Annotated in this window: 25 protein-coding genes; 19 read left to right on the top strand and 6 right to left on the bottom strand. The window is 41.9% G+C overall.

All coding sequences use genetic code 11. The features are described 5' to 3' along the window. Positions 1-15: 15 nt before the first annotated feature. The 7 genes from ACPBEH_RS05580 (at position 16) to dltD (ending at position 7469) form a co-directional block, all read left to right on the top strand. The gene (locus ACPBEH_RS05580; protein WP_424350004.1) at positions 16-2379 is read left to right on the top strand and encodes an endonuclease MutS2; all 2364 of its coding nucleotides are present in this window, start codon (positions 16-18) and stop codon (positions 2377-2379) included. Positions 2380-2518: 139 nt separating this feature from the next. Beyond that, positions 2519-2830 (top strand): thioredoxin, encoded by a 312-nt coding sequence (trxA, locus tag ACPBEH_RS05575; RefSeq protein ID WP_011374103.1) that lies wholly within the window; start codon positions 2519-2521, stop codon positions 2828-2830. Between the two features lie 190 nt (positions 2831-3020). Further along, positions 3021-3179: a teichoic acid D-Ala incorporation-associated protein DltX gene (locus ACPBEH_RS05570; RefSeq protein WP_371862895.1), complete on the top strand. Its 159-nt coding sequence runs from the start codon at positions 3021-3023 to the stop codon at positions 3177-3179. Between the two features lie 23 nt (positions 3180-3202). Continuing rightward, a complete protein-coding gene (dltA, locus tag ACPBEH_RS05565; protein WP_424350003.1) occupies positions 3203-4729 on the top strand; it encodes a D-alanine--poly(phosphoribitol) ligase subunit DltA in 1527 nt (508 codons plus the stop codon). Continuing rightward, entirely contained in the window at positions 4722-5930 is a 1209-nt protein-coding gene (dltB, locus tag ACPBEH_RS05560; protein ID WP_424350002.1) for a D-alanyl-lipoteichoic acid biosynthesis protein DltB, read from the top strand. The genes dltA and dltB overlap by 8 nt, the downstream gene beginning before the upstream one ends. A gap of 29 nt (positions 5931-5959) precedes the next feature. Then, positions 5960-6196, top strand: a complete 237-nt coding sequence (dltC, locus tag ACPBEH_RS05555; protein ID WP_011374106.1) for a D-alanine--poly(phosphoribitol) ligase subunit DltC — start codon at positions 5960-5962, stop codon at positions 6194-6196. 1 nt (position 6197) lies between these two features. Next, positions 6198-7469 carry a D-alanyl-lipoteichoic acid biosynthesis protein DltD gene (dltD, locus tag ACPBEH_RS05550; RefSeq protein WP_424350001.1) on the top strand — a complete coding sequence of 424 codons (1272 nt, stop codon included), beginning with the start codon at positions 6198-6200 and terminating at the stop codon, positions 7467-7469. Between the two features lie 179 nt (positions 7470-7648). Here the strand turns inward: dltD and ACPBEH_RS05545 are convergent, their stop codons facing one another. Further along, positions 7649-8572: an ABC transporter substrate-binding protein gene (locus ACPBEH_RS05545; RefSeq protein WP_424350000.1), complete on the bottom strand. Its 924-nt coding sequence runs from the start codon at positions 8570-8572 to the stop codon at positions 7649-7651. A 173-nt stretch (positions 8573-8745) separates the two neighbouring features. Here ACPBEH_RS05545 and ACPBEH_RS05540 point away from each other — a divergent pair, with 173 nt between their 5' ends. From ACPBEH_RS05540 to ACPBEH_RS05525, 4 genes are read left to right on the top strand one after another with little or no spacing between them, the layout of a single operon-like run. Further along, positions 8746-9549 carry an ABC transporter ATP-binding protein gene (locus ACPBEH_RS05540; protein ID WP_424349999.1) on the top strand — a complete coding sequence of 268 codons (804 nt, stop codon included), beginning with the start codon at positions 8746-8748 and terminating at the stop codon, positions 9547-9549. Then, on the top strand, positions 9539-10531 hold the full coding sequence (locus ACPBEH_RS05535) for a FecCD family ABC transporter permease (protein ID WP_424349998.1): 993 nt from the start codon (positions 9539-9541) through the stop codon (positions 10529-10531). The genes ACPBEH_RS05540 and ACPBEH_RS05535 overlap by 11 nt, the downstream gene beginning before the upstream one ends. After that, on the top strand, positions 10528-11529 hold the full coding sequence (locus tag ACPBEH_RS05530; protein WP_424349997.1) for a FecCD family ABC transporter permease: 1002 nt from the start codon (positions 10528-10530) through the stop codon (positions 11527-11529). Before ACPBEH_RS05535 ends, ACPBEH_RS05530 begins: the two co-directional genes overlap by 4 nt. Positions 11530-11545: 16 nt before the next feature. Further along, positions 11546-12523, top strand: a complete 978-nt coding sequence (locus ACPBEH_RS05525; RefSeq protein WP_424349996.1) for an NAD(P)/FAD-dependent oxidoreductase — start codon at positions 11546-11548, stop codon at positions 12521-12523. 56 nt (positions 12524-12579) lie between these two features. Here ACPBEH_RS05525 and ACPBEH_RS05520 read toward each other — a convergent pair whose 3' ends face one another. Continuing rightward, positions 12580-13212 carry a DUF2507 domain-containing protein gene (locus ACPBEH_RS05520; RefSeq protein ID WP_424349995.1) on the bottom strand — a complete coding sequence of 211 codons (633 nt, stop codon included), beginning with the start codon at positions 13210-13212 and terminating at the stop codon, positions 12580-12582. Between the two features lie 164 nt (positions 13213-13376). Between ACPBEH_RS05520 and murI the strand changes: the two genes are divergently transcribed. The 4 genes from murI (at position 13377) to cbpB (ending at position 16530) form a co-directional block, all read left to right on the top strand. Then, positions 13377-14201 (top strand): glutamate racemase, encoded by an 825-nt coding sequence (gene murI / locus ACPBEH_RS05515; protein WP_424349994.1) that lies wholly within the window; start codon positions 13377-13379, stop codon positions 14199-14201. Beyond that, positions 14182-15414: an XTP/dITP diphosphatase gene (locus ACPBEH_RS05510; RefSeq protein WP_424349993.1), complete on the top strand. Its 1233-nt coding sequence runs from the start codon at positions 14182-14184 to the stop codon at positions 15412-15414. Before murI ends, ACPBEH_RS05510 begins: the two co-directional genes overlap by 20 nt. A gap of 11 nt (positions 15415-15425) precedes the next feature. Beyond that, positions 15426-15947, top strand: coding sequence for a metallophosphoesterase family protein (locus ACPBEH_RS05505; protein WP_424349992.1), 522 nt, complete (start codon positions 15426-15428; stop codon positions 15945-15947). 97 nt (positions 15948-16044) lie between these two features. Next, the gene (cbpB, locus tag ACPBEH_RS05500; RefSeq protein ID WP_424349991.1) at positions 16045-16530 is read left to right on the top strand and encodes a cyclic-di-AMP-binding protein CbpB; all 486 of its coding nucleotides are present in this window, start codon (positions 16045-16047) and stop codon (positions 16528-16530) included. 316 nt (positions 16531-16846) lie between these two features. Here cbpB and ACPBEH_RS05495 read toward each other — a convergent pair whose 3' ends face one another. Continuing rightward, positions 16847-17743, bottom strand: a complete 897-nt coding sequence (locus tag ACPBEH_RS05495) for a DUF368 domain-containing protein (RefSeq protein WP_424349990.1) — start codon at positions 17741-17743, stop codon at positions 16847-16849. Between the two features lie 24 nt (positions 17744-17767). Continuing rightward, positions 17768-18655: a mechanosensitive ion channel family protein gene (locus ACPBEH_RS05490; RefSeq protein ID WP_424349989.1), complete on the bottom strand. Its 888-nt coding sequence runs from the start codon at positions 18653-18655 to the stop codon at positions 17768-17770. 157 nt (positions 18656-18812) lie between these two features. Between ACPBEH_RS05490 and ACPBEH_RS05485 the strand changes: the two genes are divergently transcribed. Together ACPBEH_RS05485 and ACPBEH_RS05480 are read left to right on the top strand one after the other, a co-directional pair. Next, on the top strand, positions 18813-19247 hold the full coding sequence (locus ACPBEH_RS05485; protein ID WP_016264674.1) for a DUF948 domain-containing protein: 435 nt from the start codon (positions 18813-18815) through the stop codon (positions 19245-19247). A 5-nt stretch (positions 19248-19252) separates the two neighbouring features. Further along, positions 19253-19690 (top strand): YtxH domain-containing protein, encoded by a 438-nt coding sequence (locus tag ACPBEH_RS05480; protein WP_424349988.1) that lies wholly within the window; start codon positions 19253-19255, stop codon positions 19688-19690. A gap of 402 nt (positions 19691-20092) precedes the next feature. Here the strand turns inward: ACPBEH_RS05480 and ACPBEH_RS05475 are convergent, their stop codons facing one another. Beyond that, the gene (locus tag ACPBEH_RS05475; protein ID WP_424349987.1) at positions 20093-21190 is read right to left on the bottom strand and encodes a M24 family metallopeptidase; all 1098 of its coding nucleotides are present in this window, start codon (positions 21188-21190) and stop codon (positions 20093-20095) included. Between the two features lie 216 nt (positions 21191-21406). On the opposite strand from ACPBEH_RS05475, the gene ccpA reads away from it, so the two are divergent. Continuing rightward, positions 21407-22408: a catabolite control protein A gene (ccpA, locus tag ACPBEH_RS05470; RefSeq protein ID WP_016264677.1), complete on the top strand. Its 1002-nt coding sequence runs from the start codon at positions 21407-21409 to the stop codon at positions 22406-22408. A gap of 47 nt (positions 22409-22455) precedes the next feature. On the opposite strand, the gene ACPBEH_RS05465 is transcribed toward ccpA, so the two are convergent. After that, positions 22456-25005 (bottom strand): transglycosylase domain-containing protein, encoded by a 2550-nt coding sequence (locus tag ACPBEH_RS05465; protein ID WP_424349986.1) that lies wholly within the window; start codon positions 25003-25005, stop codon positions 22456-22458. Between the two features lie 283 nt (positions 25006-25288). On the opposite strand from ACPBEH_RS05465, the gene ACPBEH_RS05460 reads away from it, so the two are divergent. Next, complete coding sequence (locus ACPBEH_RS05460; RefSeq protein ID WP_011374126.1) at positions 25289-25996, top strand: glucosamine-6-phosphate deaminase; 708 nt, start codon at positions 25289-25291, stop codon at positions 25994-25996. Positions 25997-26032: the final 36 nt, after the last annotated feature.

The raw sequence follows: 26032 nt of genomic DNA, 5'->3' as shown, positions 1-26032 counted from the left end.
AAGGAGTTAACAGAAATGAATCATAAAATATTAAAAACATTAGAGTACGATAAAATTAAACAAATGTTGCAAGGATACGCGATTACAGCGTTTGGTCAAGAACAAATTGCAACTTTAGAACCGATTAATGAAGCCGATCTGATTCAGATTCGCTTAAACCAAACCAAAGATGGTGTTGATATCGAACGGTTAAAAGGTGGCATTCCATTGCCCCAACTGGAAAATATCAGACCACATTTAAAACGGATTGAAATCGGTGCGATGTTAAATGGTAGTGAACTCGCTCAAATCGGGCGCGTTTTACGTGCAACATCTGCCGTGGTTCGTTTCTTTGAGGATTTAGAAAAAGACGAACTTGAATTAAAAGCCTTACCTGAATTGGTGGCGCAATTTGTCACGCTACCGCAATTAACCGAACGAATTAGAAGCTCGGTGGCTGATGATGGTGCCATTTTAGATACTGCTTCAACCAAGTTACGCGGCTTACGAACGGGCTTGAAGCAACTAGAAGGCCAGATTAGAAGTCGGATGGCCAGCTACACACACGGTGCCAAAGCTAAATATTTAAGTGATCCGATCGTGACGATCCGTAATGACCGCTACGTGATTCCTGTTAAACAAGAATACCGCGGCCAATTCGGTGGGGTGGTGCATGATCAAAGTGCCAGTGGTCAAACCTTATTCATGGAACCCCAAGCGATTATGGAATTAAATAACCGTTTGCGCCAATTACAAATTGAAGAACAACAAGAAATCGAACGGATTTTGGCGGAATTATCAGAAGCCATCATGCCGGAACGTCACAATATTTTAGCGAATGCTGAATTATTGGGTCAACTTGATTTCGTAAATGCTAAGGCCCAACTTGCGAAAGCTCTAAAAGCAACGGAACCTTTAATCAATGCGGAAAACCATGTCGATTTAAAACAAGCGCGCCATCCTTTAATTGATGCAACTAAAGTTGTGGCCAATGACATTGCAATCGGTGCCGATTATCAAGCGATTGTGGTGACTGGTCCGAATACGGGTGGGAAAACCATCACGTTGAAAACACTGGGCTTAGTCCAAGTGATGGCTCAATCCGGCTTGTTTATTACGGCGCGTGAAGAAAGCCAAGTTGGTGTCTTCTCAGATATCTTTGCTGATATTGGTGACGAACAATCAATCGAACAAAACTTGAGTACTTTCTCAGCACACATGGAAAATATCATTCAGATTCTCAAACAGATTGATGATCGGAGTTTGGTGCTATTAGATGAATTAGGTGCCGGGACTGATCCGCAAGAAGGGGCTGCTTTAGCGATTGCCATCTTGGATCAAATCGGGATTGTCGGAGCCAATGTGGTGGCGTCAACCCATTATCCTGAATTGAAGATTTATGGCTACAATCGACCACAAACCATTAATGCCAGCATGGAATTTGATGTGGCGACTTTACAGCCAACGTACCGTCTTTTAATCGGGGTACCTGGTCGGAGTAATGCGTTTGATATTTCAACGCGCCTAGGCTTACCAAATTCAATCGTCGCTCAAGCCAAACAGTTAATGAACGATGAAAGCCAAGATTTGAACAATATGATTACCGATCTTGAAAATCAACGTAAAGCGGCTGAAACAGAATACCAAGCACTACGTCATGAATTGACGGAAGCGACGGATCTACATCAACAACTCTCAACAGCTTATCAACAATTCTTTGAAGACCGTGAAACCGAAATGACGAAGGCCAAAGAAAAAGCAAATGCGATTGTCGAAAAAGCTGAAGTCAAAGCGGATAAAGTCATCACTAAATTGCGTGATATGCAGATGAATCAAGGCGCACAGATTAAGGAAAATCAATTAATCGATGCCAAAGCTGAATTAGGGCAATTACATCAAGAAACAACCTTAAAGAAAAATAAAGTACTTCAACGGGCTAAGCGGCGTCAAACGCTTAAAGTTGGGGATGATGTATTGGTCACATCCTACGGCCAACGAGGCACTTTAATTCGCCAAGTCGATTCGAAAAATTGGGAAGTCCAAATGGGTATCATCAAGATGAAGATTGCCAACGACGATTTAGAAAAGCAAAAAGTCGTTGAAGATAACCGACCACAACGCCATGTAACAACCGTTAATAGCGGTGGCGCACGCCACGTTAAAGCACAATTGGATTTACGAGGCAAACGCTATGAAGAAGCAATGGCCGAAGTGGATCAATACATTGATGCGGCGCTATTAGCTAATTATCAACAAGTCACGATTGTCCATGGTAAAGGGACTGGCGCGATTCGCCAAGGGGTTCAAGAATACCTCCAAGCTAACCGTCAAGTGAAGAAGTACGAATATGCACCCGCTAATGCTGGTGGGAATGGTGCAACCATTGTGACGTTTAAGTAAGGTCTTGAAATTAAAAACTCAGAAGCTAGTGCATTGGTAATGCCGGCTTTTGAGTTTTTTTAATTGTTTTTTGGCGGTCAAAAGTGTAGACTAAAAGTAAGCAATCGGTTTTACACAACTGATTATAGGAGGTGCGGATATGGTAGATGTTTTAACGGATAAAGATTTTGAAGCAGAAACAAGCCAAGGTGTTGTTTTAACAGACTTTTGGGCTACTTGGTGTGGTCCTTGTCGGATGCAATCACCTGTCATTGAAGAGTTAGCACAAACAAATGATAAGGTTAAATTCACAAAGATGGATGTGGATGCCAACCCTGATACCCCAGCTAAATTTGGGATCATGGCTATTCCAACATTGCTCGTTAAAAAAGACGGGCAAGTTGTCGAAACAATTACTGGCTTCCACAATAAGGAACAATTAACGGAAACATTAGCTAAATATACTGATTAGAGCACAACGACGATTGTAAGCATGCGTTGAAAAGCGTCTCTAACAACTGAAGGACCAGGGAGAGAATTTCTTTACCAGGTCCTTTTTTAGTCCTCAATAATGTGTGACAAAAATGTTAGTGGTGGTTATTAAATCGGTGTGGTACCTTTAATAAGGTAATATAGCAGACCAAACAGAAAAAGAGAAAGAAATGGTGAAAATGGGACAGAAAATCCTTAATTTTTGGCAAAAACCAGTTGTCAATTTCATTGGCAGAACAATTATATATTTTGTAATTCTCTTAATTTTACTCTACCTATACGATTACAGTGGTATTGGTAGCCCTAAATTTATTTATAATGAATTTTAGTTTAATGAAGGAGCGTAACGGTGATGACAAATAGCATTATTCAAAAAATTGATACAATTGCGATTGAACAACCGCAAACAGTAGCGTATCAATACGGCCAGACGCAGTATTCATATGCAGACTTAAAAGTCGCATCCGATCGAATCGCGGCGTTTATTCAAGCACAAGCGTTACCTAAGGGCGCCCCTGTGATTGTTTTTGGTGGCCAACAATTCGAAATGGTGGCCACATTCTTAGGCGCTGTTAAAGCGGGCCACGCCTACATTCCGGTTGAACAACACTCAGATGCAGAACGGATTCAACAAATTGAATCTGTTGCCAAACCAGCGGCGGTTCTATCATGGGCGCCAGCTAGCCAAATCGATGTTGATATGCCGGTCTTTCAAGCTGATGTATTAGCGGATGTTGTGGCAAATGGCGCAACGGATTATGACGCCCAACAAAGCGTTCAAGGTGATGATAACTTCTATATCATTTTCACTTCTGGGACAACTGGCTTACCAAAAGGGGTCCAAATTAGTGAAAATAACCTCTTGAGTTTCGTCGACTGGGCGAACCCAGCCTTTGGGGTTGCTGATAACAGTCGGGTCTTAATTCAGGCCCCATACTCATTTGACTTATCAGTCATGAACCTTTATCCAGGCCTTTGTTCAGGCGCAACATTAGTGATCTTAGAAAAAGAAATTACGGATAACTTCAAGACTTTATTCGAAGTATTACCAACCTTGAAGGTCAACGAATGGGTTTCAACACCATCATTTGTTGAAATCTGTTTACTCGCACCAACGTTTGATAGCGAACATTACCCAGAACTTCGTGAATTCGTCTTCTGTGGTGAAGAATTAACGCACCAAACGGCTGAAAAATTACTCGAACGCTTCCCAAGTGCTAAGGTGTTTAATACTTACGGGCCAACAGAAGCAACGGTCGCGATGACCAGCATCGAAATTACCGCTGATATTTTAGCACAGTATGATCGGTTACCAATTGGTTATACAAAGGCTGACACGCAGACGGTTGTGGTTGATGAACAAAACAACGAAGTCGCATCTGGCCAACCTGGTGAATTATTGATTAGTGGCCCTAGTGTTTCTAAAGGCTACTTAAATAATCCTGAAAAAACGAATGCTGCCTTTTTCGAAAAAGATGGCCAACGTTTCTATCATTCAGGAGACTTAGTGGTTGCCGATGACAATCAATTAATCTTCTACAAAGGGCGGACTGATTTTCAAGTTAAGATGCATGGTTATCGGATCGAACTAGAAGAAATCGATCATCATTTAGGGCAACTAGCACAAGTGAAACAAGCTTGCACGGTCCCTCGTTACAACAAGGCGCATCAAGTAACGCAATTAATTGCTTACGTCGTGCCAGCTGAAGGCCAAGTGGGGGATGCGACATTAACAAAAACGTTAAAAGCAGCCCTTGCTGAAAACACAATGGCCTACATGATTCCCCAACGTTTCGTCTATCCAGAAAGTTTACCATTATCCGTCAATGGTAAGGTTGATCGTAAAGCGTTGATTAAAGAGGTAAACGGGAATGCCTAATTTACAACCATACGCCAATCCTAATTACTTCATTATTTTAGGAATTGCGTTAGTGCCGCTAATCATTGGCTTTTTAAATGGTAAACGGTGGCACATCTATGAAACACTTGTTTCACTGCTCTTTTTGGTCTTAATCTTTGACGGTGATAAGATTAATCAAGGGTTAGCTTTAATCGGCTACGTGATATTCGAAGGGGCCCTTATTTGGGGCTACACCGTGTATCGCCAAAAACGTAATAATACAGCATTGTTCGACTTGGCGGTTGTCCTGGCCATCATGCCGCTAGTCATTGTTAAATTCGTGCCATTTTTAAATCCAGGACGGAATTCGATTATTGGTTTCTTAGGGATTAGTTATTTAACCTTCAAAGCTGTTGGTATGATTATGGAAACCCGTGATGGGAGTATTAAGAAGTTTGAACCATGGTTGTTCTTACAATTCATGTTATTCTTCCCAACCATCTCATCCGGTCCGATTGATCGTTATCGGCGCTTTAAGAAGGATTATCTAAAAGTACCTGAACGTGATCACTATATTGACATGTTAGGGAAAGCAATGCACAATTTCATGTTAGGTTTTGTGTATAAGTTTATCTTAGGTTATGCATTTGGAACCTTGTTATTGCCAAGAATGGCGCACCTGGCCATGGCAAGTCGCGGTGGTTTCTTAGATATTTCATGGGGCCTTGTGGGTTATATGTATGTCTATAGTATGTATTTATTCTTTGATTTTGCGGGTTACAGTTTATTCGCAGTTGGGACGAGTTATGTGATGGGGATTGAAACACCAATCAACTTTAACAAACCATTCTCGTCACCAAACATCAAGGAATTCTGGAATAGATGGCATATGACGTTATCATTTTGGTTTAGAGATTACATCTACATGCGGCTCATGTTCTTCTTGATGAAGCATAAAATTACTAAGAGTAAAGTATTAATCGCCAACCTTGGCTATTTAACGTTATTCTTATTGATGGGCTTCTGGCATGGCTTAACCTGGTATTACATCGCTTACGGTTTATTCCATGCGATTTGGATTATCCTAACAGATGTCTGGTTGCGCTTTAAGAAGAAACACAAGGAGCACATTATCAGCAATCGGTGGACTAATTATCTAGCTATCTTTGCAACATTTAACACAGTATGTTTAAGTTTTTTAATTTTCTCAGGCTTCTTGGACCGACTCTGGTTCCATTAAGACCAAACAATTGAAGGAGCGTTTTAATCATGGATGTAGAAAACACAGTAGTAGAAATTTTGGCAGATTTAACAGGTAACGATGATATTAAAGATGATATGGATATGGATTTATTTGAAACAGGCACATTAGATTCAATGGCCACTGTTCAATTATTACTTGAATTACAAGGTCAATTAGACATCGACGTACCAGTTTCAGAATTTGATCGTAACGAATGGGCAACACCAAACAAAATCATCGCCAAAGCAAAGGAATTGCAATAAGATGTTTAAGAAATTGTGGCTGATTTTTGGGCCAGTGTTAATTGCCGGTGCGTGCTTAGGCGCGTTATTATTATCACCATTTCGCTTTAGCCATCCAAGTGCCAAGACTTTATCAACGGCGGCGACATCAATGTCATCTAATGTGATTAAAGGTGAAGCCATCAAGGATGCTGCGTTTAATGCGGATTATATTCCCGTTATCGGTTCTTCTGAGTTATCACGAATGGATCCATTACATCCATCCGTCATGGCTGAGAAGTATAATTGGAAAAATAAGCCGTTCTTAATTGGTGCACCAGGCACACAGTCGTTAACACATTTCTTATCCCTTCAAGCGACAGGACAACACCTAACGGGTAAGAAAGCGGTCGTGATTATTTCGCCACAATGGTTTGTACCACGAGGGGTTAAATCAGAAATGTTTGATTTCTTCTATTCACCACTGCAAACATCGTACTTCTTAGTTCATGCTAAGGATTCAGCAGCAACGCGGTATGCAGCTAAACGAATTCTAGATTTAACAAGTGATACAACCAGTGGGGTAATGCGGGATGCATTAAAGAACAAGGCTTTGGGATTACCGCTAACAACGGTACAAAAAGTGTATATTAACAACATTAAGCGCCCAGGCTTGCAACATCAAGATCAACTCTTCAGTCAATTGTTTATTCACGGTCGTGAAAAAGAATTGGCCAAAGGCTTGAAAGTCTTACCGGATCAACAAGACTTACAAACACTTGATCAAGTTGCGACAACACTTGGTCGCAAAGCAACTGCCGGTAATCCATTTGGGATTCAAAAGAAATTTTATGAACAACGGATTTTACCAAATCAAGCGAAATTGAAGGGCGAACAAAGTAACTTTAACTATGAAAGTTCACCAGAATTTTCTGACTTCCAGTTAATGCTCGATTTCTTCGCACAACACAAGATGGCAGTGCAATTCATCATTCCACCTGTTAACGCACGGTGGGCATCTTATACGGGCTTGTCACAAGACATGTTAAATAATTTCTCGACAAAGATTTCTTATCAATTGAAATCACAAGGCTTTAACAATATTGTTGATATGACCAAAGATGGTAATGAAGATTACTTCATGCAAGATACGATTCATTTAGGCTGGCGTGGTTGGTTGAAGGTTGACCAACATGTCCAACCATTCATGGCAACTAAGAAGGCTGGTAAGGTTTCATACAAAATATCAGATGACTACTTAGATCGTTCATGGCAAGATGTTGCTGGTAATCAAGTACAAGATTTTGAAGAATAAACAAAAAAAGCGTACAGACAATTGTCTGTACGCTTTTTTAGTTGCTTTAGTCACACTTATTATAACGTGTTCATTCAACCTGATTTCTGTGCTTTGCAACACTTGTCAAACTAGCGATTGCATCGCTAATTCACCAAGTTGAGCAAATGCTCAAAATCACCCAGTTGAAGTCACACTTATTATTTAATGACCTTCAGTACGGATTGAATCATTTCTTCGTATGCGATTGGACCTTTGTACATCCAGCTTGATGATTTGTCATAGCTGTAGAGTTGCTTATTCTTAACGGCTTTGACGTTTTGCCAAATTGGTTCCTTGAACATAGCAGCCCCACGGTCGCTATTAACTAGGAAAATATAGTCGGCGTCCAGTTCAGTTAGTTTTTCTAAAGAAACGGGCATCCAGTCAGCGGTTGCGTTTTTAGAAATTGTTTTTACCAACTCAGGTTCTTTTAAACCGAGGTCTTGATAGAGAAGTGCGCCACTTGCGGCGTGATCGTTGACCATGAAGGCTGAGTTATTTGTGACCCATAAAACAGCGGCTGATTTATTAGGCGCTTTTGTTTGGATAGTTTTCTTGGCGTTGGCTAATTTTTGGTTATAGTCTTTTAAAACGGCTTGGCCCTTATCTTCTTTGTTAACAGCTTTAGCAACATCTTTTAATTGGGTGCGCCAGTTGACTTTGGCGCCATTTTTGACAACGTAAGTCGGTGCTAGTTTGTTGTATTGGGCATATTTACCACCTTGAACGGCGCTGTTGTCACCCACTAAAATCAGATCGGGTTTGGCTTTGGCAACTGCTTCAAATGGTAAATCGTAGTTGATAGTGGGGACATCTTTTAAGTATTTTGCAAGGTAGTCTTGGCGACTGGTCCCGTTTTTGACGGACCATTGGACAACCGGTTTGATATCCAATGATACAAGATAATCTTCTAGATATGAACCAATGACACGTTTGGGATGTGTGGGAACGCTTACCTTATGGTCCATACTATCGGTTATGGTTCGAGTTTGTTTCTTAGTGGCTGTTTTGGCTTGGCAACCAGCTAAGATGATTAATGACGTTAATCCTAAAATGGCAATAAAACGACTTGACTTTTTCATGAGTTTCCTCCAAAAAATATAATTGAGAACTATTCTCATTATCGAATGATTATAGTGCAACTGTCAAGTTGTTTCGGAATTTTGATATTGTTTTCTCATATAAGATTGTTATCTGAGAAATGTTTTCTTATAATATGTAAGAGCCGTTAATCGGGCGAAAGGTGAGCGGAATTATGGCAATTTTAGAAACACAACAGGTCAGTGTCGGTTATAATCGGCGCTTAATTATTCAGGATTTATCAATTCAAATTCCTCAAGGTCAGATTACAACCTTAATCGGGCCTAACGGGAGTGGTAAGTCAACTTTGATTCGAACGTTGGCTCATTTGTTGAAACCGTCTTCAGGGACGGTTCTGCTGGCAGATCAGGCGCTAGCGACTAAGACGCCTAAAGAGATGGCTCAAGAAATGGCGTTATTACCGCAGGTTGGGGAATTAACGACCGATTTGTCTGTCTTTGATTTAGTCTCGTTTGGACGGCTGCCTTACCGCCAACAATTCAGGCCCTTGTCAGCAATCGATAAAGAAAAAATTGAGTGGGCCATTGAACGAACGGGGCTTAATCAATTTAGAGACCGTCTCTTGAGCACCTTATCAGGCGGACAACGCCAACGTGCTTGGATTGCGATGGCCTTGGCGCAAGATACGGATATTTTAATATTAGATGAACCAACGACTTATTTAGATTTGACCCACCAATTAGAAATCATGTTATTGATTCAAGAATTAAATCAGATTGAAGGCCGCACCATTATTATGGCATTGCACGATTTAAACCATGCGGCCCGCTTTTCAGATCAGTTGATTGCCCTAAAAGATGGTCAACTACAGGCCAGTGGGACAGTCAACGAGGTGATGACGCGTGATAATTTACGACACATCTTTAACATTGATGCGACGTTAATCGAACATGACGGGCGGCCCCTAATCCTAACTTATGATCGCTGGACAGAAGGGGAACAGGAACATGATGAATAAAAAATTTGGCTTCTCTTTAGTGATTAGTTTGATTCTGTTAGTTATTTTGATGATTGTCAGCATTCGCTATGGTGCGGCGCAAACAACGATGGCGACGGTCTATCATGCGGTCTTCGATTATCATGCGAGTCAATTACAACAAGCCGTGATTCATGAAATTCGGTTGCCCCGGGTTTTAGGTGCCGCTTTAATTGGCGCTAGTTTAGCCGGCAGTGGGCTGATTATGCAGGAACTAACGCAAAATCCATTAGCCGATTCTGGCTTATTAGGCATTAACGCAGGTGCAGGGTTCATGTTAACGATCAGCTTTATCATGTTACCTAAAGCGACACCGCAACAAACTGCTATTTTTGCTTTAATTGGCGCCGCATTGTCGGCCTGCTTGATCTTAGCGATCAGTCTGGCTAAAAAAACGCAAAAAACGGCGACGGTAGTCTTAGCCGGGATGGCAATTAGTAGCTGTCTGGTTGCTTTAAGTGAAGGTCTTTCTCTAATGACCCAGCTTAAACGGGATTTAGCGTTCTGGCATTTTGGGGGTGTTGCGGCGATTACTTGGACGCAATTAACACATTTAGGTCCTTGGTTAATTGTTGGCTTGCTGGCAAGCCTCTGTTTGGCACCGCAACTACGTTTATTACAACTAGGCGATGAACTTGTATTAAGTTTAGGTCGCAAGACGAGTGTCGTACGGTTATTGGGCTTTATCTGTGTCATTATTTTAGCGGGTATTTCAGTGGCCTTAGTGGGGTCTGTCGCTTTTGTCGGCTTGATGGTGCCGCATATTACGCGTTATCTAGTCGGTTACGATGTGCGTAAGGTGATGCCGGTCACGTTATTATTAGGGGCCAGTCTGGTTGTGGCAGCGGATTTGATTTCGCGGACGATTAATCCACCACAAGAGATTCCTTTTGGCATTATGATTGCCTTAATTGGCGTGCCATTCTTTATTTATCTAGCGAGAAAAGGGGCGAGTCAAGCATGAATATGACGACAAAACGTTATCGGCGTTGGCTCGTCGGGTTGGTGGTTTTGTTAATTGCAACGATCTTGATTAGCTTACAAACAGGGCAATTAGCGATTGGTCCACAAGCAATCGGCCAATTATTGATTGGTCAGGGCCAAGCGCAAGATGCGTTAATTTTAGTTGATTTTCGAATGCCACGGATAATTATTGCAATCTTAGTGGGCTTTGCGTTAGCGATTGCGGGTGAAGTATTACAGAGTACGACGCAAAATCCATTGGCAGACACCGGCTTTTTAGGAATTAATTCGGGTGCGGGGATTGCGGTTTTATTATTTATTACATTTGCCGCCGATCAAGGTAGTCAGATTTTTATATTACCGGTATTAGCTTTGATTGGTGCGTTAGTCAGCGCTGTAGTAATCGTGATCGGCGCGTATCAAAAGTCGGTGGGGATTACGGCCAATCGCCTGTTACTAACCGGAGTCGCAGTTTCGACCTGTTTTTCTGCATTAATGGTTTTATTGACCTTGAAGTTATCTCCTGATAATTATCAATTTGTGATGACTTGGCTAGCAGGGAGTATCTGGGGGAGCAGCTGGCCATTTATCTGGGCGCTGTTGCCATGGTTGTTATTGACATTGCCTTATATTTTCAGTAAGAGCCAAATCTTGGATGCCTTTGTTTTAAACCCCGATAACATGCGTTCATTGGGAGTTGATTTTCAAAAGCAACGGCTGTACTTGATTGGCGCCGCTGTGATTTTGGCGGGCGCTAGTGTCTCAATAAGTGGTGGGATTGGCTTTATTGGGTTGATTACACCACATATTGCCCGCAGAATTATTGGGTATCAGCACCGTTATCAACTACTATTGACGGGGCTTTTAGGCAGTTGCTTTTTACTAGTTGCCGATACTTGTGGCAAGCTATTGAGTCCTACCGCCGAAATACCGGCCGGCATTATCGTGGCCTTAATCGGCGCCCCTTACTTTATTTATTTATTGATCAAAACGAAATGAGAGGAGTACGACCGCAATGACTAACATTTATGAAACAACGATTATCGGTGGCGGCCCAGCTGGTTTATACGCTGCTTTTCAAGCTGGTTTGTACGGTTTAAACGGCCAATTATTGGAAGGTGATCAACAATTTGGTGGCAAGGTTGCCACTTATGCGGAGCGTGTCATTCACGACATTGGCGGGATGCCTAATATTACGGGCCAGGATTTAATTCAGAATCTAACGGCGCAGGCCGCTTTTTATGACACACCGTTGCGCACCCAAACTTTAGTGACAGATGTTAAATATCTGGCTGACCAAGACTATTACCAAATTGACACGCCGGATGATCGGTATTATAGTCAAACCTTGATCTTAGCAATGGGTGGTGGCGTGGTTCGGCCTAAACAATTACGGTTGTTTGAGGAACAAACTTTTGAAAACGTCCATTATGCACCAGCTAACCCTGAGGATTATCGAGACCAACGGGTAGTCTTAATTGGCCCTGGGTATAACTTGATGGAATTGGCGCCGCATTTGTTAGCGACTGCTAAATCAGTGGTGTGGTTAACGACCAAGCGCCCCTTTGTGGATGAAGCGGCTGAAAAAGTGTTCTTAACCGCTTATCCACAGATTGACTATTACTGCCAGCCTTTTGCAAGTTATCAACAGGAAGATCAACGAGTAACGAGCATCACGTTAGCGGATCAAACGCAAATCACATTTGATCAGGCTGTGGTTAGTCTAGGCTACCGACGCTCATTACAGACGATTGATCAGTGGCAGTTAAGCGCAGAACAGATTGAAAAGCGTCCTGATATTTGGGTGATTGGCAATCAAATTCCGGATCGTGCTGGGATTAGCCTGTTAACAAGTGCTTTTCAAGATGGGATTACGGCGGTAACTGAGATTGTGGCTCAACTGAAACCAACGGCTAAAACGCCGATGGTTACGACGCATAATCCAGTTTTTCAGGCGGATACAAAAGCCTATTGGCAAGAACGACTACAATAGAAGTGATAGTAAAAAGGACCTGATGCCAAGTTTGCATCAGGTCCTTTTGAACATATTTAATGTTTTTTACGGCGGTGTAATTCTTGGCGGCTAGGGAGATTAGCCACACTACTAAAGGAAGCTTTAGCGACCGGTTCATGTTCTGGTTCAGCAGCGACCGGTGTGACTGGTTCTTTTGGCTCAGTAGGAGCAACTGGTGGGACTTCAGGTGTCTGCATGGTCACTATTTCTTCTGTTTCAAGCGGGATTTCAATCGGCGCGTTCGTATCTGTTTGAACAAAAATAGTCACTCGTTTTTTATTTTCGACGGTTGCCTTAGCTTCGGTAGTGACTTGTAATTGTTGTTCCAGCGTTTGGGCCATAAAACCAGCTTCGAGTTGGAAGTCAGGTGTTTTGAAATCAGTGATTCGTTTAGTAACGATTGGTCCAGTGAGTTCAAAAAAGTATTGGTTTTTCTTTTGCTTTTTAAGCGTTAATTGCCCAAAGTTAATTTGTTCGAAGAATTGACTGAGATCCGCGATTGATTCCAACGGAAATTTAGTAGCTAATTGCTTACCAGCCCAATAACTAATGCCTTCAGTTTCATCACCTAAAATGAGTGGTAATAAGATATCGCGGAGCGTGGCTTGGGCTAGGTAAGTAGCGGTTTGAGGGGTATCTGTGAGTTGTGTATAAAGTGATTGAGTCACGACGGTGCTCCTTTTTAATAACATTTTTTAATTAAGATAGTTGTATTATACCGCGAAATCAGATTATTTTTTAGTATTTAAAGGTTAGTCGGTTGAATTTTAGGTAAAAAAAAGAGAAAATAGAGTTTACGAATGCATTTTGTGATGAAAAGAGAAAGACTACTATGAAGAAACAACCAATTGGTTTTATGGATTCCGGTGTTGGCGGTTTGACGCTGGTCAAAGAAGCCCGCAAACGCCTCCCAAATGAAGACATGGTGTTTATTGGTGATCAAGCACGATTGCCTTACGGTGAAAAACCGGCTGCCACAGTACGCGAATTTGCTTGGCAGATGGCTAATTTCTTACGCCATCAAGAGATTAAGGCGCTAGTGATTGCGTGTAATACAGCAACAGCTGCGGCCTTGCCTGATTTGCAAGCCCAATTGGCCATTCCGGTGATTGGGGTCATTAAACCAGGGAGTATTGCGGCCTTACAAGCGACTCAAAATCAGCACGTCGGCGTGATTGCGACGACAGGCACGATTCAAAGTGCGGCTTATAGCCAACAAATTGCAGCCCTTAATCCTGACGTGCAAGTGACAGGGTTAGCCGCACCACAGTTTGTGACGATGATTGAAGCCAACCAACGTCACGGTCAAGCAGTGCAAATCATCGTCAATCAGATTTTACAACCGTTACAAGAAAGCGAGATTGATACACTTGTTTTAGGTTGTACCCATTTTCCATTATTGACGACCGCCATTCAAACGGCAGTTGGGCCTGATGTAACACTGGTCAATCCAGCGGTCCAAGCGATTACGATGTTAGAGGAAGTCTTGAAGCAACAACAGCGATTGGCGACAACCACGCCGGGCACGCTGAAGATGTACACAACAGGCTCTGTTGCCGCTTTTGAAGAGATTGCGCATCAATGGCTTGCCCAACCAGATTTAACAGCACAACAAGTTGATATTCAAAAGGAGAAAAATGATGGTCCGGACCGATAATCGAGCAGCAAATGATGTACGCCCTGTCAAAGTACAGTGGCATTACCTGACGAAACACCCCGCTTCTGTCTTATGGCAACGCGGGACAACCAAAGTGTTGGCAGCGGTCACTGAACAAGCGGCTAAGGAAGTCACACTGATGCCCAGTGGTTTGACACAAGTGCAAAGTGACTGGTTACAACAGATGCTAACCACTTTATTGGCACCCGCTCTGGAAAAGACGGGGTTATTGGTGGCAGTGACGGTTTTAGAAGACGGTGGTAGTTTACTAGCAGAAGCTAGCAATGCCGTTTTTGGGGCCTTGCAATTATTACCTGAACAATTCTTACCCAATCGCGCAGCAGCTGTTACAGCTATTTTGGTGGGGAATGAAACGTTAGTCGATGCCAGTGACACGGAAGAAGCGGATGCTGATAGCACATTGTTAGTCGTGACTGATAATCAAGAACAAGTTTTAGCGATGACGTTACAAGGCGCAACGGCGGTTAACAGCAGTCAGTTAAACGAATTGTTACTAGTTGCTAGCCAAGGCGGTACACGGACTGCTGAACAGATTCAAGCGAGTTATCAACAAGCTGTCCACCCAATCATTCAAAAGGAGCACTCTGAGATGCCAACAATTGTGATTGCCACTAAAAATCCGGGCAAGGCCCAAGAATTCCATGCGATGTTTGAAAAAGAGGGGATCCAAATTAAAACGTTATTGGATTACCCTGAATTACCAGAGATCAATGAAACGGGGCAAACCTTTGAAGAAAACGCCCGTCTAAAGGCTGATCAGATTGCCGCTATTTTACAACTACCAGTCTTAGCGGATGATTCTGGGTTAATGGTCGATGCCTTAGATGGTCGTCCTGGGATTTATTCAGCGCGTTTTGCGGGTGATCACAATGACGCCGGTAATAACGCCAAGTTATTATACGAATTAACGGGCGTCCCTGCTGAAAAACGGACAGCCCATTTCCATACAACATTAGTGTTTGCGAAACCTGATCGGCCTAACGATGATTTAGTGGTTGAAGGTAGTGTTAACGGTCGGATTCTAGGAATTCCCCGTGGCGATAACGGTTTTGGTTACGATCCGTTGTTCTACGTACCAGAATTAGATAAATCAATGGCCGAATTATCAATGGCCGAGAAAAATGCGATTAGCCACCGTGCAAAAGCGATTGAAAATCTAGAACCACTTTGGCGTGATTGGTTAGCAAAATAGGAGGCGTTAGGATGCGGTTAGTAATTGTCAGTGATAGTCATGGTGATCGGGATATTTTGGTGCAATTGGTCGCGCATTACAAGGATGAAGCAGTCACTTTCTTACATTGTGGCGATTCCGAATTAACGACAACTGATTCATTATTTCAACAAATGACGGTTGTTCAAGGCAACATGGATTTTAATGGTCACTTCCCAGAACAAGTGGTTGTGCCAGTTGGGGCGCAAAAGGCCTTTTTAACGCATGGTCATTTGTACGGTGTTAATTTTGATTTAACGCGGTTGATGCTAGCGGCCCAATCAGAAGGGGCGCAATTAGCTTTTTACGGGCATACGCATCAGTTAGCCTGTGAAATGCATCAAGGGCTCTTGGTATTAAATCCGGGCAGTATTTCGCAACCACGGGGTCAATTTCAACCCTTAGGCGGGACCTATGCGGTTGTGGATATCACACCGACTGACTACCAAGTTCAGTATTACGACTGCCATTTTGAAAAGGTACCACAACTCCAATTTAAATTTAAAAGAGCTTAAAGTTAAAGACTATCCAAAGTTTAGACGCTGTGGATAGTCTTTTTAGTTAGTGGTTTGGTACAATATTAAACGTAGGTAATTAGAAGGAGGACACTGCATGATTTCAGATGCGTTTCAGAATTTATTACTCGAAAATAAAGAACATTTTTTAATTCCTGGTGAAATGGTCGCTAGCGTTCAGGAAAATAATTCGTTAGAACATGCGTTTATTCTCTTAACAACTGTTAAATATTCAAGTATTCCGGTGCTCGATAATCATTCGAAGTTTAAAGGGATGCTAACCATGCCACTGATCACAGAGACGATGTTAGGACTCGATCACTTGAGTTTCGATAACCTCCGTAAAATGACCGTTCAAGATGTGATGCAAAAGGATGTCGTGACGATTAAAGATCCGTACGATATCGAAGAAACACTCCATTTGTTGGTCGATCATCCTTACTTACCGGTATTATCAGACGACGGCGAATTCACAGGAATTGTGACTCGACGCGAGATGATGAAGAGTTTTAATCGAGTGGCCCATAATATTGAAAAAGAATATCGAATCGAGGCTTTACCAATAGAGAAACAACAAGATTAGTTTATTTTAGCGCATTAAAAAAGCGTTGCGGCAAAAATCATTTTGTCGTAACGCTTTTTTTGATAGCTAAAATATGCTTTTTAAAACTGACTTCTGCGCTTAGCGTCACTCGTCAAACAACTGCCTGCAGCAGTTATTTACCGAGCTGTGCTAATGCTCAAAGCCAAAGCGTTTCAAACGCACTCTGGTTTTAAACGTGCTTTTGTCAGTAACTTTCTGTGCTTTGCTAAACTTATCAAACCGGTGATTTCATCACCGATTCGCTAAGTTCTGCAAATGCTCAAAAGCTAACCACTGACAACACACTCTGATTTTATTAGGCGCGATCGAAGTAAATCGTTGCGATGGCCCCTAAGACGAGCATCACGGCAATTAACGCGATTGGGCCTAGTAGTGCGGTTAAACCACCAACGGCCGGCCAAGCGGGTACAACGCCCGTTTCAGCGAGGATCCAGATGGCTGCCAGGATCACGCCTAAAACACCAGCGTAAACATATTGGGCATAGTGAGCGAGTAAGTAATGCATGATTTTAGCGACAATCACGGTCCCAATCACGGCGCCTAGCATAAATGGCAAGAGGAGGGCGACACTTTTGAAAGCTTCGCCTGCTTGTTCAAAGCGGCCGGTAACAAGATAAACGAGTAAATCGAGTAATTGGCTAACGGCGTGATAGACGGTACCGTATTGTTTGATAATCATTAACATGATCGAACCCGAGACACCAGGAATCACCATCAGTGAAACGGAGAAGAACCCGGTAAAGGTTAACATCCCAAAGTCTTGGAGGGATGTTAATTGTTTGATGGCGATGTCTGATTCGTTTTGATGACCACCAATTTTAGTAATCAATAACATCAAGCCACCACAGACAATGGCAATTAAGACTTGCTGCCAGTTTAGCTTTTTGAGCTTACGCCAGATGAACGGTAAGCTACCTAAAACGAGGCCGATGAAGAAACTATAAGCGGCCAGTGGATAAGCGGTGCATAACCACAAAATAACTTTGGTCGATAATAATACACCGATGCCCGCGCCAATGCCGATTGGCCATAAAAAGCCAATTGCTTGGCGCCAATCTTGTTTGAACTGCGCGATGGCCTTTAATAATGGTTCATATAAACCAACGATGACGGCAAAGATACTACCAGATAAACCAGGAATAACGAGTGCGACACCGATCAGGGCGCCTTTGAGTGCATTAATTAGTGGCATAAGAGTGCTCCTTTGGCGGATAATTTAGTTGGTTAAAGTCAATGAACTGGTGGGAAGGGTGATACCAGCAGCGTTAATTGCCTGCAAGTAACCCTGTAAAAATAAGCGTTGCGTCGTTGCTTGTTCGCCGTTAAGCGTGTGCATCACCACTTGATAAGCGAGTGTGCCGTCCGTTAAGGTTGAAACCCCCAGTAATGTGGGGCCGTCTTTGATCTCAGGATGGCGGGGGACTAATTCGGTGTTAACTTGCTTAACAATCGTTGCGAGCTGTTCGATATCCGTATCGGGGTTGATGCGAATATTAATCAGCACGCGCATATTATTACGGGAGAGATTGCTGACGATTGAGATGTTACGATTGGGGATGAAATTGAGTGTCCCATCGTAGCTTTGCACTTGTGTGGTTCGCAAGCCAATTGCCGTAACGGTACCTTCAATCGTTCCAATTCGGACGGTATTGCCAACATCAAATTGTTGTTCAGCAAGGATGAAAAAGCCAGTAACAATATCGTTGACGAATCCTTGAGCCCCAAGACCAACGGCTAAACTGAAGATCCCGGCACCGGCAATCAAAGTCCCGACTGGAACGCCGATAATGCTGAGCAGTGCATAAAGGTAAAAGAAAATTAGCAGATAAGCCAAAGCATTGGTCATCAGGGTATAGATGGTATTCATTCGATTGTTGGAAAAACCATCTGCTTCGCGATATTTGCGAAAGGCCCGTTTGATAATGAAGCGGCCGACACGACTAAGTAAGTAGAATAGTAATGAAATTAAAATGATTTGGAAAAAGCCGGTGATGAAAAGCCCTAATAGATGATCCCAATCGATGCTGGTTATATAGCGCATAAAGATATTGGTTTGCTTTTGAACCGACTCGACGGGTGTGGTGGTTAGTGATTGAAAGAACATGCTGACAAACTCCTTTAAAAGTGCATAATTCTAGTTTAGCAAATGTTTAAAAAAATGACATCTAATATAGTATGATTATTTGAAGGTTGTACCGAATAATGCTATCCTAGAGACTGAGAAACAAGATAATAGACGACGAAATAGGAGGAACAAATTGATGACGGGTGGTCAAATTGCAGCACTAATCGCTGCAGGGGCTTTTGCAGTTTTGGTTGTTTTTCTAATAGTGATGTTATTAAAAGTCACTAAGGTTTTAACGCGTGTTTCCGAGACAGTCACTGAAGCCAATAAGAGCGTGACAACAATTACGAATGATGTAGATGTCCTTTCAAGACAAGTTGAAGGTCTGTTAAACAAAACGAATGTTTTACTAGACGATGTCAACGGTAAAGTAGCAGATTTAGATCCAGTTTTCCGTGCAGCCGGCGAATTAGGCGAGAGTGTTTCAAGTTTGAATGCTGCCAGTCGTGGCTTGACTGAAAAAGTGACGAGTGTCGGTCGCACGACCGCCAAAGCAACAGTTGCTTCTAAGATGGGTGCTAGTGCCCTTAGATTCTATCAAAATAGACGACAAACAAAAGACAAGGAGTAATTCACATGGCAAAAAAAGGCTTTTTATTCGGTGTTTTAGTGGGCGGCGCAGCAGCAATTGGTGCCACACTTTTATTAACACCTAAAACGGGTAAAGAATTACAAAATAAATTAGTAGACTTAGGTGAAGATGCCATTGATCGCGCGCAAGACTATTATTACTTGATGAACGAAACGGCTGCTGATCTTAAAGGGGAAGCAAAGTTCCATATGAACCGGATGCACGATTATGCGAGTGATTGGCAAGAAAATGCACTTGATATCAAAGAACAAGCTAAAGCGCAATTTGATGAAAAGACGGCAGACTTAAAATCACAATTTGGCAGTAGCTTAGAACCAGCTGCTGAAGATTTTGATGATATCGTCATTGAAGGCAAGAGTGCTTTTGGCCAAGCCAAAGATGAAGCAGAAGAAAAAATGACACCAGATTCATTAGGTGAATAAAGGATTATTTAAAAGGCCCTCACTGATTGTGAGGGCTTTTTGATTTGGAGGGGGTGATTAATTGTAATAACCTCCGCTTAATCTAAAATGAGCCATAATCTTAAAATCAAGATTATGGCTCATTTTGTATTAATGATCAGTTGCTAAACGCAATTAGGGACACTCTTATTTGAAACGTGCTTCTTCGAACTGCCTTTTCCGGTTAACAAAAAACGCGAATCATGACCAAGGGCGTCATAATCCGCGTTTTTAAGTTAATCCTCAAAGTCAATTCGTTCGAATCAGCACTCTTACTTGAAACGTGCTTCAGCAGGCATATTTCTGCGGCTAGCTACGTCCGTTAAATTGGTCATTCACCAGACTAGGCTAGTCCTCAAAATATAACCGCTTGCTTACGCACTCTTAGAATGTTTGTAGTTCTTTTGTCATGTGTGTGAATGATTCTGCGCCTGTTTCTGTGACGTGGACACAGTCTTCAATCCGGACACCGGCAACCCCTGGGATGTAAATCCCTGGTTCGATTGAGAAGCACATGCCTGGTTTGATAATCATGTCGTTACCTTCCATGATTGATGGGAATTCGTGTTCTGAAGTCCCAATCCCATGACCTAAACGGTGAATAAAGTATTCGCCATAACCGGCCTTCGTAATCACGTCGCGGGCAATCTTATCTAATTCAGCAGCTGTAATGCCGGGCTTAACAGCGTCTTGTGCAGCTAAGTTTGCTTCAAGACAAACTTTGTGGATTTCAAGTGACTTAGCATCTGGTTTACCAAAAGCAACAGTCCGTGTCGCATCACTCATATAACCTTTGTGTAATGTCCCAAGATCAAAGAGCACTAATGCATCCGGTGTTAAGATGTTAGCTTCTGGGCCACCATGTGGGTTAGCAGCGTTGATGCCTGATTGTACAATCGTATCGAAACTCATGTGCATAACACCTTTACGCATTAAAGCATATTCGATTTCAGCAACGATATCTTGTTCTGTTTTACCAGCTTTTAAGGCGTTGAAACCAACTTCAAAGGCGTAGTCAGCTTCGCGGCCGGCTGCTTCCATTAAAGCAATTTCTTCAGGTGTTTTGATTAATTTTAAGTTTTCCATGAAGCGTGATGCATCACCAGGGAATGTTGCGTTAGGGAATTGCTTTAGAATCGCTTCATAACGTTGAACGGGAAGGTCATCTTTTTCAAGCGCCCAACGTGTTGGGTTGGCGATGCGTTTCTTGATTTGATCGGCGATGATGGCATATGGGTCTTCATGATCAAGGTAACCATAAACATCAAGTTTCCAGCCAGCCTTCTTAGCAGATTCAACTTCTAATTGTGGTGTAAATAGGAATGGGTCCTGATCTGCAAAAACAAAGAGCGCTAAAACACGTTCTGCAGGATCACTTTCAAAACCAGTGAAATAGAGGATGTTCGTTGGATTACTAATGTAAGCCACATCCATATTATTCTCGACAAGCCAATTTTGTAATTGGGCTAATTGATTATTCATCTAAAGCACTTCCTTTACAGTTGATAATCACAGTATAGCACAGAAAATGTAAACGTTAATGTAAACTGCAAATGAAAACAAAAATGAAAATTTCATAAAAATGATGTAAACCGCTTGCATTTGCCTTAAATATCTGTTAAATTAGTCAAGAAGTGAAATGAAAACAAATGAAAATACAATATATTTTATTTTGCGAATGAAAGGAATCATTTTAAAATGGAAAAACAAACAATTACAATTTACGACGTTGCGCGCGAAGCTGACGTATCAATGGCAACCGTCTCACGGGTTGTTAACGGGAACCCGAACGTTAAACCTGCCACTCGCAAGAAAGTACTTGAAGTGATCGACCGTTTAGACTATCGTCCTAATGCGGTTGCTCGTGGTTTAGCAAGTAAGAAAACAACAACGGTTGGGGTTATTATCCCAGACGTTAGTGATATTTACTTTGCTTCATTAGCACGTGGGATTGATGATGTTGCCACAATGTACAAGTACAACATCATTTTAGCGAACTCAGATGAAAACAACCAAAAGGAAGTTCAAGTATTGAACACCTTATTGGCCAAACAAGTGGATGGTTTAATCTACATGGGTCACAGTATCTCAGATGCAATCCGCGCTGAATTCGCCCGTTCTAAGACACCAATCGTGTTAGCTGGTTCAATCGACCCAGACGAACAAGTTGGGAGTGTTAATATTGACTACGTTGCAGCCGTTAAGGACGCAACTTTGAAGTTAATTAAGAACGGTAACGAAAAAGTGGCCTTCATCTGTGGTAACTTAGATTTCCCAATCAACAGCAAATATCGTTTACGTGGCTATAAAGATGCCTTGAACGAAGCTGGTATTCCTTATGACGAAAGCTTAATTTTCGAAACAGAATACAGTTACAGTGCTGGTGAAGCCTTATTCGGTAAGGTTCAAGCAACTGGCGCAACTGCTGCCGTTGTCAGTGATGATGAATTAGCCGTAGGTGTTTTAAACGCTGCTGTTGATGCAGGTGTTAATATCCCAACTGACTTTGAAATTGTGACAAGCAATAACACGAAGTTAACGGAAATGGTTCGTCCTAAGATGACATCAATCTCACAACCTTTATATGATATGGGTGCTGTTGGGATGCGTCTCTTAACGAAGATGATGAATAAAGAAGAAATCGATGATAAGACAATCCTATTGCCATATAGCATTGTTGATCGTCAATCAACTAAATAAAACAAAAATAAGCGGTGATTACAGATTATGTAATCACCGCTTATTTTTTACTCTGATTGATTAGTTTTTGTTTCACCGTACGTAATCGTACCGTAGCCGTTATTGTAACCCATATAATGATTCCAGAAGGTTTCGTAATTGCTGCTTGTGCCACCAATTCCGAATTCGTATTGCGTTGCTTCTGGTGTCCAATTATTGTAAAGCGAAGTGACCTTACCACTGTCAACGGTTCGCGTATTACCATTAATGGAAACAATACCTGGTAGTTGACCAGTTGCTTTAACAACTTTGCTACTTGTAACGGTACTTGGTTTTTCATGATCTTCTTCAAGTTTCATGATACTTGGATCATTTTGATAGACGCTATTGGCTAACTTAGCCCAATAGTTTTGATTAATCGTGCTAGAGCTATCGGTTAAGTTACGACCAGTACTGTCATAACCCATCCAAGAAGCAAGGGTTATCCCTGGTGTGCTACCGATAAACCAAACATCACGGTTATCATTATTAGTCCCGGTTTTACCAACCAGATTATTAGTGTTGAAATAGAGTTGATCGCTCAATTGTGTTGCGGTCCCATCTGTATCCGTTAAAACACCTGATAACATTTGGTTCATGATGTAACTTGTGGCTTTCGAGAAGACACGGGTTTTCTTAGTGTGATGTTTATAAATAATATTACCAGCAGGATCAGTAATCTTATCAATCACGTAAGCATCAACGTGTTGGCCTTCATCGGCAAATGTTGTAAAGGCACTTGCTTGGGCAAGTACGCTAATCCCATCCTTGGTCCCCCCTAAAGCAAGTCCTAATTGACTATACTCATCATCAGAAAGATGAATGCCCATCTTATCCATATAGGTTGCAGGGTTGGTTGTTTTCCGTAACTGGTTGTATAAGTTAACGGTTGGAATATTAAGGGATTGGGCTAAAGCCTTATCCGCAGGGATGAATTTGTTCTGAATGGTGTTACCGTAATCGGTTGGCGCATACGTTTTGAAGTTGGTCTTAAAGTCAGCCAACATCGTTTTAGAACCAATCAGTTTTTGATCAATCGCTGGGCCGTAAACTAAGAGTGGTTTAATCGTTGAACCTGGTGATCGTTTAGTTAACATGTAGTTTGTTTGTTTGAGGGAGAAGTCGCGACCCCCAACAAATGAAATCACTTTACCAGTCTGATTATCGAGTAGGACACTCCCGTTTTGAACAGGTGTGTCGCCGACTGATTGAAGACCAGTAATTGGATCTGTCGTCGCATCTTGATAGGTCGGTCCAAAAGAACTGCCTTCTTGTTTGACGATTTCTTGCATTGAATCATAGATATCTTTGTCAATCGTACTATGGATTTGATAACCCTTAGTACTTAGGAGTTCAGTTGCTTTTGTTTCATATTGTTTATAAAGCGTTGGACTACTATTAAGTTTCTTGGTCGAAACGTTAGCTTCATTAGCGAGTTGTTTCGTCATGATGTCAGTTGCTTGTGATTCCAAAAGGTTATAAACGTAACCATAACGCTTAGAAGTTGATTCAGGTTCTGCTTTGGCTTGGAATTCACTCGTTAAATCGACTTTCTTAGCAGCTTTGTATTCTGCTTTTGTAATACGGTTATCACGATACATCCGGAATAAAACGGTATTCTTACGATCCAGTCCGTATTTCAAGTATTCAGGATCTTTCAAGGTACCATCTTGATCATACGGCGTATAGACAGAAGGGCTCTGTGGAAGGCCAGCAATATAAGCGGCTTCGGCTAAAGATAAGTTCTTAGCATCTTTACCGAATAATCCTTGAGCGGCTTCTTGTACACCAGCAACGTTTTGGCCTTTATTATTTCGACCGAGGGTTGCAATATTGAGGTAGTCTTGTAAGATTTCCTTTTTCGTGAAGTATTTATCGACACGTAAAGCAAGTAAGACTTCAGTCGCTTTCCGTTTGAAGGTTACTTGAGACGTTAAGACCTGCATCTTAATCAACTGTTGCGTTAAAGTCGAACCACCGGTTTGAGAACCAAAGCCGGTTAAATCGGAGATGACAGCTCGTAAGAGGGCCTTTGGAACGACCCCTTGATGTTTATAGAAATCTTCATCTTCGGTTGCGACAATCGCATCGGTTAAATAAGGCGACATCTCATTGATGCTGACGGGTGTCCGCGAGAGGTCAGTCTTAATTGCGCCGAATTTTGTGTTCTTGGCAAAGTAAAGACCGGCCGCTTGATCAGTATTATCAAGTTGTTGTTTCAGTACTTGATAGCTTGGGACCGGTTCATCCTTCATCAATGCGGCAAAGTAGCCGGCACCAATCCCAAGTCCTAAGGCAAACATAATCAAACCGATTGAAATGCCGTAGAGGATTAAACTTTTAAGTGCTTCTAAAAAGACATTGAGCTTAAAAGTGAGGGGTTTGGCACTAAATTGATCGACAAATGTTCGATTTTGGTCTTTGTCTTGATGTTTAAACCAATTATTAAGCCAAGGCATTGAATGTGATAATTTCGTTTTAATCTTGGAAAATAGCGTATTGACTTTGCGACGCCCTTTAGAGATGAGGGCTGATGCGTGCTTTTGCCGTTGGCTGGAACGCTGCTTTGAATCTTTCAAATAATAACGCCACCTTTTTTCTCATACTGTCCAATATTATATAATAGTTTTTCTGAATATTATACCTGTATTTAAATTTGTAAGGTAAATGAAAAATATGAAATCGCCAGACCAATCTATAATTGATAGCTAATTAGCGCGGTAGTGGAAACGCTAACTGGTAGGTATACCAATATTTAGACACAGAATTAAATTTAAAATGCTTGCAAATGAAAGGGGCCTGCTTTATAATTGGACTATACCAATGGTTCTTTGAATTCTAAATTATGAGGAGACTATCACGATGAAAATTATTAAAGTAAAAGATCAAGTAGAAGGCGGCCAAAAAGGCTTTGAAATCTTCAAAGAAGGTTTAGCAAACGATGCGAAAGTGTTCGGTTTAGCAACTGGTAGTTCACCAATTAAATTCTATGAAACAGTTGTTGCCAGTGACTTAGACTTCACAAACTGTACATCAGTTAACTTGGATGAATATGTTGGCTTATCAGCTGATAACAGCCAAAGTTACCACTACTTCATGAAAGAAAACTTATTTAATAAGAAACCATTTGCAAAATCATACTTACCAAACGGTTTAGCAAGTGATATTCCTGCTGAATTAAAACGTTATGACCAAGTAATTGCTGATAACCCAGTAGACATCCAAATTCTTGGTATCGGTCAAAATGGTCACATCGGTTTTAACGAACCAGGTGCTGCCTTTGACAGCAACACACAAGAAGTGCAATTAACAGAATCAACCATCAAAGCAAACGCTCGTTTCTTCGAAAACGAAGCAGACGTGCCAACAAAAGCAATTTCAATGGGTATTGGCTCAATCTTAAAAGCTAAGAAGATCGTCTTGTTCGCATACGGCGAATCAAAAGCTGAAGCCATCAAAGGCACAGTAGAAGGCCCACAAACAACAGACGTCCCAGCAAGTGCTTTACAACTACACGACGACGTAACAATCATCGTGGACGAAGCAGCAGCAAGCTTGTTAAGTAAATAAGAGTGCGACAGCAGGCGGTTATGCTCTGAGGATTAG

It is taken from the genome of Latilactobacillus parasakei (genome assembly GCF_049674265.1).
In the GTDB taxonomy this organism is placed as follows: Bacteria; Bacillota; Bacilli; order Lactobacillales; family Lactobacillaceae; genus Latilactobacillus; species Latilactobacillus sakei.
Note: the sequence above shows the minus strand (reverse complement) of the source record. Positions and strands in the feature narration are given on the sequence as shown.